Genomic DNA, 19,513 nt, shown 5'->3' with positions numbered 1-19,513 from the left:
ATTACTTAATTTAGTGGTATGCAAAGACAGTGTCCAGAATGCGGAGATCGAATTATTGGTAGGGTAGACAAAAAGTTCTGCAGTGATGGTTGCAGAAACACTCATAATAACCGTATTAACAAGGATTCTAAAAACCTTATTAGAAATACAAACAATCGATTAAGAAAAAATTATAGAATCTTAGAACTCTTAAATCCTAATAAAAAGACAAAATGCTCTCGAAGCAAATTAATAGAAAAGGGGTTTGATTTTAATTACTTTACTAGTATTTACACAACCAAAGTAGGTACAACCTATTATTTTGTTTATGACCAAGGCTATTTGCCATTAGAAGGTGATTACTACGCCTTGGTAAAACGCGATGATTAAGAACTGCTTTTTGTAGTGCTATTCCAGTTTTCTCCTTTTAAATGAAGTGCTGCCTTTAAAATATCCTTTTGACTAATTTGACCAATCAATTTACCATTTTCTACAATTGGAAAGCGCCTTCTCTTAGATTGTAAAAATTTATTGGCAGCATCAAAAACATCCATATTACCATCGATAGTTTCTACATCAACGGCCATACGTTTTTCTACCTTGTCGTGCTCTAATGGCATATTGTAATAACGACTTTCGCTTAATTGTTTTAAGCAATCTCCTTCAGATATTATTCCAATTAATTGTTGTTTATCATTCACTACTGGTCCACCAGAAATCTTATACTTTATTAAAGACTCCACAACTTCCTGCACCGATTGTTCTGGTTTAAAAGTTATAAGACTCGTCGTCATATAGTCCTTTACTTTAAGTAAGGTTGGCTGTGATGTATCTTTCTGTTGCTTGCGTGCACCTTGAAAGCTTTTAATTCCCATGACGTTATAATTTTTGAGTTCAATTTAAAGTTACTGAAAATTAATTGTTTAGCAAAATCAACAAATGTCAAATCTGAGTTCCTTATTTTTATTCCCAAAAGATATTAAATCATTGATTCAACAAATTAGTATTATAGGTTGTGGCTGGCTTGGTCTTCCTTTAGCAAAACATTTAATTGCTAAAGGTTATACTATAAAAGGGTCCACTACTTCGAACGCTAAAATTGAAACGCTAAAAAATGCGGCTATCAATGGCTATGTGATTAATTTGCATGAGAACGGCATTAAAGGAAATCTTTCCCAATTTCTTGATGGAAGTGAAACAATTATTATAAATGTTCCTCCGGGTTTAAGAAAGAATCCCAATAAAAATCATATTTCTGAAATGCGCCATTTAATATTGGCTATAGAAAAGGAAAATATTAAAAACGTACTTTATATCAGTTCTACTTCTATTTTTAAAGATGAATCTAATTTTCCTCAAATCACGCATTTGTCTGAACCTAATAGTGATTCTAACAGCTCTAAACAACTCATAGAAATTGAACATATACTTCAAAATAATCTTAACTTTAACACGACAATTCTTCGTTTTGGAGGTTTATTTAATGATTCAAGACATCCTGCTCAATTCTTGTCAGGAAGAAATAATATTTCCAATCCCGATGCTCCTATCAATTTAATTCATCGCACAGATTGTATAAAAATCATCTCTATTATCTTAAAAACTAATCTTTGGAATGAGACACTAAATGCTTCACATCCGCATCATCCTAAAAAACAAGCGTATTATTCTGCCTATTGTAAAGCCCATAAATTAACGCTGCCAGAGTTTACTTTAGACAAAAAAAGTTATGGAAAAATAATTGATAGTTCAAAGTTGGTACAGCTTTTGAATTATACATTTCAACAAGCGCCATAGAAATTAATAGATTTTTAAGACCTATTGTTATTAATTTTTATAGATTTGGCGCATTAAATTTAGATTAAATTATGAAGCAGATTACAATTGCAATCGTTATGTTATTCTCAGTAAGCGTTTTTGCCCAGAGTAATACGGAATTAAAAAAGCACTATGAAACTTATTATCAGCAAATGAAAAAACAAGGTGATGTTCAAGGTATTATTAATGCCATGACACATCTTAATATTTTAGAACCATCAGTTGCTAGAAAAGATACTTTAGCCTACTTATACCTTTCTGAAGGAAAATATGTCCAAGCTTTAAATACTATTGGTGTTGAAAAAAATACAACAGACTCTGATATGAATGTTGAAGTAAAAGCTTTGGCTCTTAAGAATTTAAATCAGCCAAAAATGGCAATAGAGCATTACGAAATTTTATTTAAGCGAAATCCTAATGTCTTTTTAGCATATGAAATGGCGGATATTAAAATACAAGTACAAGATTTAGTTGGTGCTAAAGTAAATATTGATTATGCCCTTGCTAACGTAAAAGACGATATGAAACGTGCTTTTTATGAAAAACAACAGCCTTATGAGACATCTATGAAGGCCGCATTATTTTGTTTAAAAGGTCTATTAACATTCTCAGAAAATAAGACTGCAAATGTAGATTCAGCTATAAAATTAATGAATGATGCGCTTGCTATTGATCCTAATTTTAATTTAGCTAAAGTTAGCAGACAAGCTCTAGAGAATCAGAAAGCACAACAAGCTGCTGCCGCAGCACAAAAGAATTAATAAATTAATTACTTTAAATAAAAAATGCAACTCAAAGAGAGTTGCATTTTTTTATTCTCTAGTTTAAATTACCAAATTCTTACACGCTTCTCAGGCGCTAAATACATGGCATCACCTTCTTTAATATCGAAAGCTTCATAAAAATAATCTATATTTTTTAATGGTTGTGTTGCTCTTACTTTACCAGGAGAATGTGTGTCTGTTTTAATTAACCTTCGCATAGCATCGTCTCTGGTTAATGTTCTCCAAACTGTAGCCCAAGACATAAAGAAACGTTGCTCCGCAGAATACCCATCAATATCTTCAGGTCTACCCTCCTCTTCAAACAGTAATTGTAATCCATCATATGCACCAAGTACGCCTCCTAGATCACCAATATTTTCACCTAGAGTATAGGGCCCATTAACATATACACTATCTAAAACTTCAATTGCGCTATACTGTTCAGCTAAAGCAGTGCCACGTTTTGTAAACTCTTCAAGATCTTTATCTGTCCACCAGTTTTTTAGATTTCCATCACCATCAAAACGCGATCCTGAATCATCAAAAGCATGTGATATTTCATGACCGATTACCGCACCTATACCACCATAATTAACAGCATCATCAGCTGTGTAGTTATAGAAAGGTGGTTGTAAAATAGCAGCCGGAAAAACAATCTCATTATTAATTGGACTATAATAGGCATTTACCATTTGTGGTGGCATACCCCATTCTTTTTTATCAATTGGCTCATTAATATCTGCTAGGTTTTCTTTTAATGACCAATGACCTATTGCCATCATATTTTCGGCATATGTATTACCCTCTTTCACCATTAAATCTGAATAGTCTTTCCACTCATCTGGATAGGCAATCTTAACCGTAAACTTATCTAACTTCTCAATGGCTTTTGTCTTAGTATCTTCAGTCATCCAATCTAACTTTTGAATTCTGTTTTGAAAAGCTGTAATCACGTTAGCAATCATTTTTTCAGCTTTTTCCTTTGCCTCTGGTGGGAATTTCGACTCTACATATAATTGTCCAATAGCCTCACCTACAGAACCCGTAACAGTACCTAAAGCCCGCTCTTCAGCGTCACGTTGTTTCTTAGCACCACTTAATGTTTGAGCATAAAACTCCCAATTTGCTTTTTCAATTTCCGTTGTTAAAAATCCTGCAGCGTTATCTATTGTTGTCCAATTTATTAATGTCTTAATATCATCAATTGATGTATTCATTAAAAAATCGTTTAGTGCAATCATATATTTTGGCTGCGCAACCAAAACGGTATCTAATTTCTTTTCAATACCTAAATCAGCAATCATTTTATTCCAATTTATTGCTGGGCACATATCTTGAAGCTCTGCAATAGACCTTGGGTTATTATAATTACGAGCATCTCTAGCTGCAACTTTATCTAGTCTTGGTTCTACAAGCTGTGTTTCCATTTCTATAATTTTAACAGCTGCAGCATCAGCATCTTCCTTACTATATTCAATAAATTGAAGCATTCTAGACACGTGTGCTCTGTATTTTTCCCTGATCTCTTTAGATTTATCGTCTTGATCTAAATAATAATCGCGCTGTAACCCTGTTCCACCAGGACCAACCCATGCTGTATTCATACTACTATCATTTAAATCTGGACCAGCGCCAAGGCCAGCGAAAGGTGTGGCAACTCCTAAAGTCGTAGCCTCAACGGTTTGCATGTCACTAATACTTTTTATGCCGTTAATTTTTGCAAGTATTGGTTTTAAAGGTTCAATACCTGCCTCATCACGGGCTAACGTATCTAATTGAGATTCAAATATTAATAGTGCTTTCTTTTGGTCAGTTCCTTCTCCATATTTACCTAACTCTTTAGACGTTTTTAATATTGCTAATACATCATCTTTTGTAGATTCACGTAGTACTCCAAATCCTCCCCATCGCGTTTTATCGTCAGGAATTTTGGTAGTTTTCACCCAATTTCCATTTACAAAACTGTAAAAATCCTCGTTTGGGCTCACATTTGTGTCCATGTTTTCCAATATAATTCCTGGAATTTTTTCTTCTGCCATAGCAGAATCTTTTTTGGCTTCTTCCTTACAACCTACAATAGTAAAAAATGCCAAACCTGATATCGCTAGAACGCGATTAAGATTGGTTTTCATAATTTGATTTTAGTTAATTAAAATTAAATATTGTTATGTATAAGACCTGTTAATTAGGTAATTGTTACAAACAAATACAATTTTATGAGATAAAATCACTAAAAATCTGATTTGATTTGCTCATATTTATCACCTATTATCTTTTTATTAATTTGATAATTTAGATTAGAAAAAGCAATCATAACCTCTTTAACACTCTCTAATTTTAGTGCTCCATCTATGTTGTCTAAAGTTAAATTTTCATTTAATTTTAAAAGCGTAGTCTTAATTACTATTGTTCTAGAAACTATCGGTTTAGTATCAAAATCAGGAGGTAAATCAGCAATAAATTCTGCAATAAACTTCTTTAACAACGCCTTATCACCATTAAAAAAAGAAAGGTCTGCTTTTCTCAAGTAATTTATTTGAATCCCCAATTCTTGGTATTTCTCCCATTTCTCAACCGCTTTTTCACCATCCGGACTCAACACATAATCTTTATAACTAAAATTTTCAATAGCCTTTGCAGTGATTACTGTTTTTTGATTAGAAACTTCTGCATTAGCAACTTCAGACGACACGGAATCGTTTCCGCAATTCATCAGCACTAATAAAATAATATTTATTAGGATTAAACTCCTTCTCATAACTCATGCAATTAGATTGTAAATATAATTAAACTAAAATTTTCAACTTCTAGTATAATCTTAAATCATTAAATTATCAATTTATTAGTAAAATTCATTATTTTTTAAAAAATTTAAGTTTTGGACACCTAAATTCTTACTATTTTTGAGGATAATTTAATTTAATAGAATGTCTTCAAAAATTTTAATCATTGGTGCCTGTGGGCAAATAGGAACCGAATTAACTACTAAACTAAGAGAAATTCATGGTGTAGATAATGTGGTTGCTAGTGATATTAATACTAGAAAATTAGAACTGGTGAATTCTGGTCCGTTTGTGATTTTAGACGCTAAAAATTTTAATGCCATAAAGGATTGTTGCGTAAGTCATAATATTGACACTGTCTATTTAATGGCTGCTTTATTAAGTGCAACTGGAGAAAAATATCCTATGGAAGCATGGGATCTAAATATGAATTCCCTTTTTCATGTTTTAAATTTAGCTAAAGGAGGTACTATTAAAAAAGTGTATTGGCCAAGTAGTATTGCTGTTTTTGGTCCTACTACTCCTAGAGAGAACACACCACAATATACAATCTGCGAACCTACTACAGTTTACGGCATTACAAAGCAAGTTGGTGAACGTTGGTGCGAATATTACCATAATAAATATGGTGTTGATGTAAGAAGCATTCGTTATCCTGGTATAATAAGCCATAAGGCTATGCCTGGAGGAGGTACTACAGATTATGCTGTAGAAATTTATCATGAAGCTATTAAGAAAGGAGCATATACTTGTTTCTTATCAAAAAACACGAGCTTACCTATGATGTTTATGGATGATGCTATTAAAGCAACAATAGATATAATGGAGGCTCCAGCTGAAAGTATAAAGATTAGATCTTCTTATAACCTTTCTGCTATTTCTTTCACGCCAAAGGAAATTTACGAAAGCATAAAAAGTCATATGCCAGATTTTACCATTGCATATCAATCCGATTTTAGACAAGCCATCGCAGACAGTTGGCCGTCATCAATTGACGATACTGCTGCAAGAAAAGACTGGAATTGGCAACATAGTTTCAATTTAGATACTATGACTGCAGAAATGCTGAAAGCGCTAAGAAAAAAATACAACGATTAATTAAGCTGATCTAAAAACAATGTTCTTAATTCGATATCTTATTTTATTTATTATCTTGTAGACGCTATGCAGTGCTATCTAAAATAGATTTAGATACCAACTCAGATTAATAAAAATTTGCTTTGAAAGACTCAAAAAAAGAGCAGTCTAAACCTTTTAGCCTGTTACTCTATTTTACGATTCCTTTTGTATTGGTATTAGGGTATAAATATCTTGTTAAAGATTCAGCAAATACTAATGTCGTCGCCTCAAAAGATTCTGAAATTTCATTAGTCGCAAACCAAGAGTTACCAGAAACAGTAGACTATATTTTTCATGTAAAGCCAATTCTATCTGACCGTTGTTATCTATGTCATGGCCCAGATGAAGGCACAAGAGAAGCAGGTCTTCGTTTAGATACAAAAAAAGGCGCGTATGCTGCTTTGGGTAGATCATTAGATCGGTATGCTATTGTAGCTGGTGATACAATAAATAGTCATCTTGTTAATAGAATTTATTCTAAAGATGAAATTAAATTAATGCCGCCACCAGATTCTAATTTATCTTTAACCGACTATGAAAAAGAAATTCTAAGAAAATGGATACAACAAGGTGCTATCTGGAAAGATCATTGGGCTTTTGTTACACCAAAAAAAAATGATATACCAAAAGTCAAAACAGCTCATTTAGTAAAAAATGAAGTAGATAATTTCATTTTAAAAAAACTAGAAGAAAAGGGCTTAATACCTTCTAAAAAAGCTAAGAAAGAAAAACTCATAAGACGTGTTAGTTTCGATTTAACAGGTCTACCACCTACTTTAGAGGATATTGATAATTTTTTATCTGACGCTTCCGAAAATGCTTATGAAAAAGTTGTCGATAGACTTATTGCTTCTACAAGGTATGGTGAACACATGACTTCTAGCTGGTTAGATATCGCTAGATACTCAGATACGCATGGTTATCAAGACGATTTAGAACGTGTAATGTGGCCTTGGCGCGATTGGGTAATTAGCGCTTTTAATAGAAACATACCTTACGATGAATTTATAAAATGGCAAATTGCAGGTGATCTATTACCAAATGCCACATTAGAACAAATATTAGCTACTGGCTTTAACAGAAATCATAAAATTACTCAAGAAGGCGGTGTTATAGATGAAGAATATCGAAATGAATATGTATTAGACAGAACCAATACAGTCTCTAAGTCACTTTTAGGTTTAACTATGGAATGTGCCCAATGTCACGATCATAAATACGATCCTATTTCTCAAAAAGAATACTTTAGCTTTTATAGTTTCTTTAATAAACTAGATGAAAAAGGGAGAATTGATTATGGTGAATTGCCAAAACCAAATATTAAAATCACACAAAAAGAAATTGATGATGTACTTCACTTTATCAATAAACCCGATTCAATAAAAGAAATTACCTTAATGGTAATGAAGGATAACAAACCAGGTCGAAAAACTTATGTTTTAAAACGTGGAGCTTATGATGTATATGGTGAAGAAGTACAAGCAAATACACCATTGGCTGTTCTTTCTTTTGAAGGTTATGAAAAGAATAGATTGGGTTTAGCAAATTGGTTGTTTGATGACAATAATACGTTAACCGCGAGAGTAGCTGTAAATAGATTATGGCAACAAATTTTTGGTGTAGGTATTGTGTCAACAAGTTCAGACTTTGGTAATCAAGGTGCTTTACCAACGCATCCAGAATTATTAGATTGGTTAGCAATAACTTATCGTACGGAAGGTTGGGATACCAAGAAAATGATTAAACGTTTTGTAATGTCCCATACTTATCAGCAAACAACTAAAACATCTCCTGAGCTTATAGAATTAGATCCTTATAATAAATGGCTTGCAAGAAGTTCTAGAGAAAAATTATCGGCTGAAATGATTAGAGATAATGCACTTGCTGTAAGTGGTCTGTTAGTGGAAAAAATAGGTGGACCTAGTGTAAAACCATATCAACCCGAAGGACTTTGGGCAGAAACTACTTCTGGTCAAGGTCTCACTGAATACATAATGGATTTCGGTGAAAACCTATATCGAAGAAGTCTATATACTTTTTGGAAAAGAACCGTGCCTCCGCCAGCTATGATTACTTTTGATGCTGCAAATAGAGATTTTTGTATTGTAAATAGACAAAAAACGAGCACACCGCTTCAAGCTTTAGTAATGCTAAATGACCCACAACTAATTGAAGCATCAAATACGTTAGCATACCAAGTTCTAAAAGATAATAAAGTTTCCGACAGTGAGCGCATCTCACAGATCTTTAAAAAAATTACATCTCGACAACCAAAAGAAGAAGAATTAAAAAGCCTTTTGGATTTTTTAAAACTTTCAGAAAATGAATATGACCAAACAAAAAATGTTCAATTAAGTAAAGCATTAGAAGAAAATGCTAAACGTATTCCAAAAGAAAAATTATATGCTTATCGGACTTTAACTAGTCTTATTTTTAATTTAGATGAAGCTATAGTAAAAGGATAAAAATGGAAGAGGTAAATAAACATTTCTTAAATAATAATAGAAGACATTTCCTTAAAAAATTAGGTTTTGGGGTTGGTGGCTTAGCAGTTGCATCCATGCTAGATCCATTTTCTTCTCTCGTAGAATCAGAGGATTCCCCATTAAAAGGTCTCAATCTGCCTCACTTTGCACCCAAGGCTAAGCGCGTTATCTATTTATTTCAAAGTGGTGGGCCTTCACAGTTAGAATTGTTTGATTACAAGCCTTTACTAACAAAGATGCGTGGCCAAGACCTACCAGACTCTGTAAGAAAGGGTCAACGGTTAACAGGTATGACCTCGGGACAAGAACGTTTTCCATTAGTTGGAAGTCAATTTAAATTTAAACAATATGGCGAATCTCGTGCTTGGGTAAGTGACTTAATGCCTTATACATCAAAGATTGTTGATGAACTTTGCTTCATAAAATCGATGCATACAGACGCTATTAATCACGATCCTGCTATTACTTTTTTTCAAACAGGTTCTCAACAAGCGGGTCGTCCGAGTATAGGATCTTGGATGAGTTATGGTCTTGGAAGTTTAAATGATAATTTGCCCACCTTTAGTGTGCTTTTATCTAGAGGTACAGGACGTAAATTAGCTCAGCCATTATATTCTAGACTTTGGGGAAATGGGTTTCTAAGTTCTTTGCACCAAGGTGTTCAATTTCGTTCGGGAAAGGATCCTGTACTTTATTTAAAAGATCCTGAAGGTATGACAAGAAGCGAACGCAGGAAAATGCTCGATTACATTGCTGCACTGAATGAAAAGCAAGAAAAAGAATTTGGTGATCCAGAAATAAATAGTCGTATTGCGCAATATGAAATGGCTTATCGCATGCAAACTTCCGTGCCAGAAACTATGAATATAGATAAAGAACCAGACCACATTATACAAATGTATGGTTCTGATGCTGCCGTTCCAGGAACCTATGCGGCAAATTGCTTATTAGCGAGACGGTTAGTAGAAAAAGATGTAAGATTCGTTCAGCTATATCATATGGGATGGGATCAACACGATAATTTACCTTCTCATATTTCTAAACAAGCCAAAGATATTGACCAAGCTACTGCTGCTTTAATCTCAGATTTAAAACAACGTGGTCTTTTAGAAGATACGCTTGTAGTTTGGGGCGGTGAATTTGGCAGAACTAATTATAGCCAAGGTATACTTACAGATACCAACTATGGCAGAGATCATCATCCGAGATGTTTTACAATGTTTATGGCTGGTGGAGGTGTAAAACCAGGTTTCTCTTACGGGGAAACAGACGATTTTGGCTATAATATCGCTAAAGACCCTGTTCATGTTCATGATTTGCAAGCAACAATGATGCATCTTATGGGAATAGATCACACAAAATTCACCTATAAACACCAAGGAAGACGGTTTAGGTTAACTGACGTATTTGGCCATGTTGTAAATGACTTACTAGTTTAATATGAAACGAAGTAAATTTCTAAAACAAGCTTCTTATGCTACTCTTGGCTGCTTAACTTTTCCTGATATTGCTAATGCTTTTACATTAGAAAAAGTGTCAAAAGATATTATCATTGGTCACAACTCACACCGTTATAAAGTAGATCTAAATTGGGGGCAACTTAATGCATTAAAAACACCTGTTAATGATTGCCACGAAATGGTTCAAGACTCTAAAGGACGTATTGTTTTATTGACTAACCATGTAAAAAATAACGTCATTATTTATAACAAATCTGGTAAACTTTTAGAAACTTGGGGAACTAAATATCCTGGAGCTCATGGATTATCATTAGTAAAAGAAAATGGAACTGATTTTCTATTAATTACAGATTATGAACGTCATCAAATTATAAAAACTACCATAGATGGAAAAGTTGTTTTCACTATTGATTTTCCTTCCGAAACAGGAAAATATTTAGACAAAAAAGAATTTAAACCAACAGAAACTACAGTGACGGAAAACGGGGACATTTATGTAGCTGATGGTTATGGTAAACAATACATTACGCATTATAATAATGAAGGCGAATTGCTAAATATATTTGGTGGACAGGGCACAGAAAACAATCAGTTTTTAAATGCACATGGCATTTGCTATGATGATAGAGATAAAAATAATCCATCATTATTAATTACGGCAAGAGAATTAAATCAGCTCAAACGCTTTAGCTTAAAGGGAGACTATTTAGAAACTATAAATGTTCCTGGAGCTTTAATTTGTAGACCCGTAATTCATAAAAATAATATCTATTTTGCTGTTTTGCGTTCTAAAAATTCTCACAATGAAGACTCGGGGTTTTTATTAATTATGAATGAAAAAAATGAAGTTGTTTCTTGTCCTGGTGCAACCAAGCCAAATTATGTAAATAGTCAATTAGATGAGTTATATCAAACTATAAGATTGTTTCAACATCCTCATGATGTTTGTATTGATGATGACGAAAATCTTTATGTTGCTCAGTGGAATTCTGGACAAACCTATCCTATTAAATTAACAAGAGTATGAAATTAAGTTGGTTTGCTTTTATATTAATTGTACTTACAAGTTGTAACGATAAAAAATCTAATAAATTTTTGCAAGACAGCACTATTGAATTGGTTGCACCAAGAGTTAAAGCGACCAATACTATTATCGACTCTTCAGTTATAATTAAGGCAGAACTGCAGATGAAAGGTTGTACTTTATTTTATACAATAAACGGTTCAGATCCTTCTGAATCATCTTTAATATATAATCAACCCATAAAAGTTAATAAAGAAGGTATCTATAAGTTTAAAGCTTACCACAAAGACTGGTTGCCAAGTAAAACGAGCACACTCAAAATATTTAAAAAAGGTATCATGCCAAATGAATTAAATTGGCAAACAAAGAAAAATTCAGCTTATCCAGGTCTAGGTTATAATACACTTATAAATAACAAAAAAGCGACTAAAAATTTTAAGGATAAACAATGGGTTGGATTCGACAGCATTTCTCATGCAAATATTAAATTTAAAAAAAATACCTTTATCAATAGGTTAACTGTAGGCTATTTAGTAGATACAAAATCATGGATTTTTCCACCCGAAGAAATTTATTTGATTTTGAACAAAACTGACTCAATTGCAACTAAAATACCTTTAATTAATGAATTTGCAGAAACAAGTATAACAGCTTTAGAAATACCTATTAATAGTGATATTAGTTCGATTGACATAATATTTAAAAATAGTATTTTACCCCAATGGCATCCTGGAAAAGGAAAACCCGCTTGGTTATTTATGGACGAATGGATATTTAATGAGTAGAGGTAGTCAAACATATAAAACCTTGTTGTTAATTGTCATTTTAATTTTTGGCATAGCTACTTTGTATGGTTTAAAAACAAATGAGCCACCGAGGTTAATTCTATTTATAGGACGCTTTCATCCATTGTTACTGCATTTACCAATTGGTGCTTTAATGGTAACTTTCTTTATAGATGTTTTAGGAAGAATTCAGAATAAATATCCCGACAATACCATTAAAAATCTACTTGGTTTCACGGGTTTATTTTCAGTATTGACGTGTTTCTTAGGTTACTTTTTATCGTTAGAAGGTGGCTATAATAATAACACACTAGATATACACTTGTATACTGGTATTGGCACAGCTCTACTTATCAATATGTTATATTTTATAAGTTTAAAACCAAACTTAAAAGCTAACAAGTTATTCTTAACTTTATTCATCGCTTCATTAATTACAATTAGTATAGCTGGTCATTACGGTAGTATACTAACTCATGGTGATAATTTTTTAACCGAATATGCTAAAGCACCAGAAAGGGAAAATACAATTGAAGTTATTGATAGTTTGCGAATGTACGACGATGTCATTGCAAAAATTTTAGATGATAAATGTGTACAATGCCACAATACTAGTAAACAAAAAGGCGAACTTTCTCTTATTTCTCCCACTACCATATTAAATGGTGGAGTCAGTGGCCCAATTATAAGTGAAGGAAATGCGCTAAATAGTTTATTATTCTCAAGAACTCAATTGGCTATATCCAATGAAGAACATATGCCACCCGAAGGAAAAAAACAATTAACCAAAGATGAAATTTGGTTAATAGAACATTGGATAAATAATGGTATAGACTTTAAGCAATATGCAACCTCAATTTCAGAAAATGATTCACTTAAAGCTAAACTAAAAAACTATCTCATTTTTGATAAAATTAAAATACCAAAAGCTTCTAAAGATGCTATTGAAATAGCGAAAACTGGCGGTTTTAGAATATTAGAATTAGTTTCTGGAGAAGCAGAATTAAATGTAAAGTTATTAGACACAAAACCTACTAAAGAAACTTTTGATTTTCTTAAACCTTTAGAAGAACAAATTGTAGAGTTAGAATTAAATGCTACAGATTTTAACGATAATATGTCTAGCATTCTGAATAAACTAAAAAATTTAAAGTCATTACGACTAGACAAAACTTTAATCACAGATAGAACTTTGAGGAATCTTAAAAATCTAGAACAGCTAGAGGTTCTCAATCTATTTCAAACTGATGTTACGAATAAAGGGATTTCAGATTTACTAATTAGTATTCAACCTAAAACAATTTACGCTTGGGAAACTGGATTAGATCAACAAACAGCAGAAACACTTATTAAAAGTCATAATATAGATATTCAACATCGCATTGCTAAAGGCTTTATGAATAGTCAACTTGAAATGCCATTTGTCAATACCAATAGAACAATTTTTGTGGATACAATACATGTAGACATAAAAAGTAGGCTAAAGGAAATAGATATTCGTTATACTCTAAATGGTGAAACACCAACAGTTAAATCCCCTGTTTTTGATAAAACGTTAGTTCTAGACGATTCTAAAATATTAAAAGCACGTGTATTTAAAAACAATTGGAAACCTAGTGAACCACTAATAATAAACTACGCTAAAATATTGCAACAGATAACTGACTTTACTGTAACCCAGAAACCAGATGAAAACTATTCTGATGAAAGTAAATTATTTGATCTAACAGAAGGTAGTACAGACTTTAGAGACGGAAATTGGGTTGGGTATTTTGGAAAAAATCTAAGCACTTCTATAGATTTAGGGATGTCTAAAAAGGTTAATAATATTACCATTAGTTCTTTAGAGGACATTGGTAGTTGGATTTTATATCCAACAACTATTAATATATATGTTTCAAACACTAAAAATGGTAGGTTTAAAAAAATTGGTGATTTAAAAATAGAGCGTAAAAACAAAGATACCAACCTAAGAAAAAAAAAATTCACTATTACAATGCCAGAAATAACAGGGAGATTTTTTAAAATTGAAGTAAAAAATCACAAAGAGCTTCCAAGTTGGCATCCAAGTGCAGGTAATCCTTCTTGGGTTTTTGTTGATGAGATTTACTTCTGGTAAAGGACCATTTATTTTAAAATGAATTAACGTTTTAAAGCAAAATGTGCTGAAAATTGTCTCCCATCTTCGAGTATGACGCTAAACCAATAATCACTGCTTGGCAAATTAGCACCATTATATCTGCCATCCCAGCCTCCGTTAAAAGCCTGAAATGTGGTAATCACTTTTCCATAGCGATTATAAATAGTTATACTGCTTCTGCCTTGATAACTCTCATTTATGCCTTTTAAATTCCATGTGTCATTTGTACCGTCACCATTAGGTGTGAAAAACTTAGGATAACCTATTACAGGAACTTCTATTGATACTGTACCACACCTATTTTTATCTCTAACATAAATGGTATGAAAACCTGGAGAAACATTATTGAAAAATGGTTCGTCTTGATACAAGTTTTCGTCATCTAGAGCAAATTCGTAATCACCTAAACCCAAATTATTGTTAGCATTATTTATAGTTATGCTGTTATTTTCTGAAATATCAACTACCGTTATATCATCTAAAGTTATTGTGGCCAATTCAGACGCATCTACAAAAACATCTCTAGATCTAGAACAACCCGTACCGTCAGTCTTTGTGAGGGTTATAGTGTAAGTACCAGCCATTGAAACTTCTAGCGTTGAGGCGTTAGAAAGTGATATGCCATCTTCAAACACCCATTCATAAGCATAAACTTCAGTTGTGTTTTCTTCTATTGGATCTAAAATAATTGTAAAGTTAGGATCTGAAGAACACACAATTTGCGGAGTCTCTATTGAAAATTCAGGCAGTGTGTTTACTACAAACTCTAATAACGTACTATCTGTGCAACTGTCATTTAAAGGGTTTATAACCGTTGCCGTGATCGTCTGCGTATCTGTAATAAATGGATTAGGTAGCGGACTCGATAATTCTTCACCAGAATTATTATAATAACGGACTTCCATATTGGTCTGCCCTTGTAAAATATCATTCTGAATTGATGAAGTATCAAAACTAAATATACCATCAGAATCTATATCGTCCGTATCACAAACTGGTGCTATACTAACAGAGTTAGCAATTGGTGACTCAAACACTTCAAACTCTAAAGTAGTTTCATCAAAACAAGCTCCATTCGGATCTGCTGTTACATTGTTTGTTACTCTAATAGTTATCGTCTGATTACTAGTTAAAAATGGATTAGGTAGAGGACTTGGTAATTGCATTCCATTTGCATCAATGTAAGTTACTGTTACATTTGTAAGTAATTGACCATTTAAAACGGTTGGCTCAATTTGAGATGTATCAAACGGAAAAAGACCGTCATTATCGTCATCACACTCCGCTTCAATACTTACTGCATTTGCGACTGGTAATTCTTCTACATTTAAAGTAATATGCGTTCCCAACCCTAAACAATCATTTGCTATAGCACTATCTACTCTTATATAGATTTGCTGCGTTCCTGGGTAACCAATATTCCTATAATTAGAAATATCCATAATCTCACTAACTTCGGCTAATGCGTCTGCTTCATTTCTGAAATATCTTGGCGGTAACGGGTTTTGACCAGCTGGAATAAAAGCTAAAACTTCGGCGTTAACACTACTAAAATCAAAAGTTGAAATACCGTCATTATCATCATTATTGGAATTATCATTTCCGTTGATATCCAGAAAATCATCACAAACATTGAACGTCCTCTGAAAACTACTAGGAATGGCAGTTGTAGAAACTTGTAATTCTACTTCTGAAACTACTACGCAACCAAACTGTGAAACTACCCTTGCCCAAACTAAGCCGCTACTCACATTTTGATTTATATAAGCTGTTGGATTATTTATAAAATCTGTACCTGACTCGTCACCATTTATAGCTGCGGCTTCACTAATGAAGAAAGAAAAAGTTTCATTAGCAGCATTATTAGAGATTAAAGCATTTGCCTCATTAAGGTTAAAAGGGCTAAACCCATCGTTATCATCGTCACACTGAACTAAAAGGACAAAATTATTAATTATTGGCAATGCAAAAACTGTAAGCGTAATTTCTTCAGTATAAAAATCACAACTATTTCCCACTCTATTTAATCGTGCCCTATATAAATTGTTATTAAAAACTAGTGGTGAGTTTGTAATAGTTAATGTATTAGTTTGGGTGCCACTATAAATAACATCATCATTAATAATAATCCAATTAATACCATCTGTACTTACTTCCCATTGGTAGGTCTCAGCAGTATCAGAAATTACCACTATGCTTGTTTCGGAAGCTTCGCAAACTTCGGTATCAATAGGCTCAGTAGATATAGATAGTGGTGCAGCATCTAAGTAATCTGTATTAGGAATTATATAACCATCTGCAGCATTTACAACTAAACCAAATCCATCAACTATAACCGCAAAATCTCCTAATAAATCATCTGTATTACCATCAGAAAAACCTGCTTCTATAACATCACTGCAATCATCGCCATCACTATCTAAATCTATATAACTAAAGTTAGTGTCTGTATCTAAATCATTAAGAACAAACCCTAAAAATCCACTATCTACAAATGTTTCGGCATCGTCTACCCAACCATTTGCGCCAAAATTTAGTGCTGGTCCATCTACTATACCGTTAGTATCTGTATCTGATAATAATCCCAATTGGCCTGTTTCGTGCAAATCGTGAATACCATCATTATCGCTATCCAAGTCTAAATAATCTAAAATTCCATCTAAATCTGTATCAATGGGTAATGTTGTACCATCATAAATATCATCTAACCCATTATTATCTGCATCAGTACCAGATAAATTAACAAAATTATTACCTAATGATTCTATATAATCTGGTATACCATCGTTATCACTATCTAGGTCCAAGGCATCTTCTATACCGTCTAAATCGGAGTCTTTTTTATAACAAGTAAGTGAAATATTAGCCCTGTAAGTAGAAATTTCAGTGGCATTAGCTAAGTTATGTATAAATGAAAATCCATCAATATTATCAGCAAAAAATTGATACGGTTCAGTACCATTTGGAGACGGATTTATTCTAAATCTTATTTCAGAACCAGAAATTGAAGTGACTCCTGTTTCAAATACACCATCAAAATTAGAATCTATAAGTAATCTGTCATCATTATCTACCAGTGTTATATTTTTATTTATTGGTGTAATTTTCACAGTAAAATACTCGCCCTCTGTTATAAGATGGTTAATAGTAGTGTCTTCAGAAAACTTAATGCTAACCAATTCAGCAAATGATACTGTATAATCATTCTCAGCCAAATTTGCAGCATTTACAACACTTGTAAAATCACCTATCGTATTTCCTGTAAAGGTATTTGTATTTGCTGAAGAACTCGACTGGGTGTAAATACCAGTAGCAAGGGCACTATTTATAGAGCCATCAATAAATAAAAACTCTGGTTGATTTAAATTTGAAATATCAATGGTAACGTTACCATTAGACTCTTCACAATTTAAAATACCATCATTATCATTATCAATGTCAAGGTTATCAATAATCCCATCATTGTCTGTATCATCAGGACATATGCTTACCGGAACTTCTGAGGATTCTAAAACTAAACCTGAACAGGTTACGATACCTACAAGTTTATAAGTTCCTGGTTGTAAAGGTGTTAAATCGGGTGTTGGTATACCTAGATTAACAAAACCAATTCCAGATCCATCATCAAACAACCATTCAAAACTATCAAAGTTCTGAGTGTTTGCAGCAGAAAGTGTCACATTAGGTATACAATTTCCTAAAGCTTCAAAGTTGGCATTAAAATTAATTTCTGGTGCTGATGGAAAACCAGAATAAAAGCTACCAGATGTTGCTGCTCCATTAAAATTAAAATATGCACAATATAACTCATCATTACCTTGTACTGATATATTGCCTGCCAAGCCAGTAACTTTATAAGTAACATATTCAGTATTTCCTGTTACTGCACTGGGTCCAGTTGTATTAAAATTAGTAATTGGTAAATTATTAATAGTAACCGTTGCGCCAACTTTGGTAACTACAGAAACACCGCCAGAATAAACGGTTGTACCAATATTTTCAATATTAGCTATATTGTCTAAATTACCTCGTGCCTCACAACTTAATGGAGGTACAAAAAACATACCTTGATTGGCTTCACTAGTGGTTGCTCCAACACCTTGATATGCAAAAACATCCTCCGATGTTTGCACATACATATTTCCATTTAAGTTATAATTGTTTCCTTCAATAAGGTAATAATTCCCTGCATCTATAGTGGCAACAGTACCATTACCATTTATACTAATAGTAGTATTATCTGAATGGGCTACAATCAATACATTCTCCCAGTTATCTGTACCATCCCCTTGTACAAAAATATATTCATCACCTATTTTAGACGCACCAACTATTTGATCTATACCATAATCTCTACCGTTGCCATTATCAAAACTTCCATTTGCTGAACCACAATTAACCACAATGTCCTTATTTGAAGTAACTAAGCAACCTATTAAACCATCCCTATTTATAATACCATCTAGACTATTAGTAGCAATCGTATAGCTTTCATTTTCATCTAGAATTATGGAAACAGGAGTAGCTCCTGTATAGTTTTTAATAACTAGTCCTGCTGGAAGATCACTAAATACAATTTCTGTATTATCTTCAGTTGCCATAACGGAAACGAAATTTAAATAATTATTTTGTGGATTTTCATTTGTAAAACTACCTACCCTAAACTGTTGTCCTAAAGCTGAAGAGCCTTTGCTCACTAATGCACCTGCCTGTGCACCATCACCTGCCTCCATTCTTACAGAAACATAGATAACGTCTTCTGCCTCTATAACATATCCCTTATTAGTAATTGTACTTGTTTGGTTAGAAGCAACAAATAATTGTCCATTACCTGTGCCTATACTTATTACCTCTGGATTAGTGTTAGAAACTAAACCAGTGATATAACTCGTAGTTGGCAAACCAATAGGTTTAATTGTATATGCAACATCTGCAGCACTTGGCGTAGAAAGATATAAGAATTGACCTTCGGGATTGGCATTACCAAATTCTGCACTTGTTAAAGGCGGTATATAATGTGTTTTACTTAATTGAGCATAGCTGTTAAAGCTTAATAATGCAATAATTACAACTGTAAAAAATTTTATCGGGTTAGAATTTTGAGACACTTAATAAGTTTAAAAAACTAATTTATATAATTTAACTTAGTTAAGAC

At 32.9% G+C, this 19,513-nt stretch carries 13 protein-coding genes; 9 read left to right on the top strand and 4 right to left on the bottom strand.

The features are described from left to right. Positions 1-18 precede the first annotated feature (18 nt). Positions 19-369 (top strand): hypothetical protein, encoded by a 351-nt coding sequence (locus ACFWU4_RS02820; protein WP_411124657.1) that lies wholly within the window; start codon positions 19-21, stop codon positions 367-369. Here the strand turns inward: ACFWU4_RS02820 and ACFWU4_RS02815 are convergent. Beyond that, complete coding sequence (locus tag ACFWU4_RS02815; RefSeq protein ID WP_411124655.1) at positions 366-854, bottom strand: CBS domain-containing protein; 489 nt, start codon at positions 852-854, stop codon at positions 366-368. The genes ACFWU4_RS02820 and ACFWU4_RS02815 overlap by 4 nt on opposite strands. A 64-nt stretch (positions 855-918) precedes the next feature. Between ACFWU4_RS02815 and ACFWU4_RS02810 the strand changes: the two genes are divergently transcribed. Together ACFWU4_RS02810 and ACFWU4_RS02805 are read left to right on the top strand one after the other, a co-directional pair. After that, a complete protein-coding gene (locus ACFWU4_RS02810; protein WP_411124654.1) occupies positions 919-1,776 on the top strand; it encodes an NAD(P)H-binding protein in 858 nt (285 codons plus the stop codon). A gap of 71 nt (positions 1,777-1,847) precedes the next feature. Further along, positions 1,848-2,558, top strand: coding sequence for a hypothetical protein (locus ACFWU4_RS02805; RefSeq protein WP_411124652.1), 711 nt, complete (start codon positions 1,848-1,850; stop codon positions 2,556-2,558). 68 nt (positions 2,559-2,626) lie between these two features. On the opposite strand, the gene ACFWU4_RS02800 is transcribed toward ACFWU4_RS02805, so the two are convergent. Both ACFWU4_RS02800 and ACFWU4_RS02795 read right to left on the bottom strand, forming a co-directional pair. After that, the gene (locus ACFWU4_RS02800; protein WP_411124650.1) at positions 2,627-4,693 is read right to left on the bottom strand and encodes a M13 family metallopeptidase; all 2,067 of its coding nucleotides are present in this window, start codon (positions 4,691-4,693) and stop codon (positions 2,627-2,629) included. Between the two features lie 98 nt (positions 4,694-4,791). Next, on the bottom strand, positions 4,792-5,274 hold the full coding sequence (locus ACFWU4_RS02795) for a hypothetical protein (RefSeq protein WP_411124648.1): 483 nt from the start codon (positions 5,272-5,274) through the stop codon (positions 4,792-4,794). A 214-nt stretch (positions 5,275-5,488) separates the two neighbouring features. Here ACFWU4_RS02795 and ACFWU4_RS02790 point away from each other — a divergent pair, with 214 nt between their 5' ends. The 6 genes from ACFWU4_RS02790 (at position 5,489) to ACFWU4_RS02765 (ending at position 14,337) form a co-directional block, all read left to right on the top strand. After that, positions 5,489-6,442, top strand: coding sequence for an NAD-dependent epimerase/dehydratase family protein (locus ACFWU4_RS02790; protein WP_411124646.1), 954 nt, complete (start codon positions 5,489-5,491; stop codon positions 6,440-6,442). A 122-nt stretch (positions 6,443-6,564) separates the two neighbouring features. Next, positions 6,565-8,928, top strand: coding sequence for a PSD1 and planctomycete cytochrome C domain-containing protein (locus ACFWU4_RS02785; protein ID WP_411124644.1), 2,364 nt, complete (start codon positions 6,565-6,567; stop codon positions 8,926-8,928). Between the two features lie 2 nt (positions 8,929-8,930). Further along, positions 8,931-10,388 carry a DUF1501 domain-containing protein gene (locus tag ACFWU4_RS02780; RefSeq protein WP_411124642.1) on the top strand — a complete coding sequence of 486 codons (1,458 nt, stop codon included), beginning with the start codon at positions 8,931-8,933 and terminating at the stop codon, positions 10,386-10,388. A 1-nt stretch (position 10,389) separates the two neighbouring features. Next, a complete protein-coding gene (locus tag ACFWU4_RS02775; protein WP_411124640.1) occupies positions 10,390-11,436 on the top strand; it encodes a 6-bladed beta-propeller in 1,047 nt (348 codons plus the stop codon). After that, a complete protein-coding gene (locus ACFWU4_RS02770) occupies positions 11,433-12,218 on the top strand; it encodes an FN3 associated domain-containing protein (protein ID WP_411124638.1) in 786 nt (261 codons plus the stop codon). Before ACFWU4_RS02775 ends, ACFWU4_RS02770 begins: the two co-directional genes overlap by 4 nt. After that, complete coding sequence (locus tag ACFWU4_RS02765; RefSeq protein WP_411124636.1) at positions 12,211-14,337, top strand: c-type cytochrome domain-containing protein; 2,127 nt, start codon at positions 12,211-12,213, stop codon at positions 14,335-14,337. Before ACFWU4_RS02770 ends, ACFWU4_RS02765 begins: the two co-directional genes overlap by 8 nt. Before the next feature lie 23 nt (positions 14,338-14,360). Here ACFWU4_RS02765 and ACFWU4_RS02760 read toward each other — a convergent pair whose 3' ends face one another. Beyond that, entirely contained in the window at positions 14,361-19,466 is a 5,106-nt protein-coding gene (locus ACFWU4_RS02760; RefSeq protein ID WP_411124634.1) for a T9SS type B sorting domain-containing protein, read from the bottom strand. Positions 19,467-19,513 lie beyond the last annotated feature (47 nt).

The organism is Winogradskyella sp. PE311, assembly GCF_046545555.1.
Lineage (GTDB): Bacteria > Bacteroidota > Bacteroidia > Flavobacteriales > Flavobacteriaceae > Winogradskyella.
Note: the sequence above shows the minus strand (reverse complement) of the source record. Positions and strands in the feature narration are given on the sequence as shown.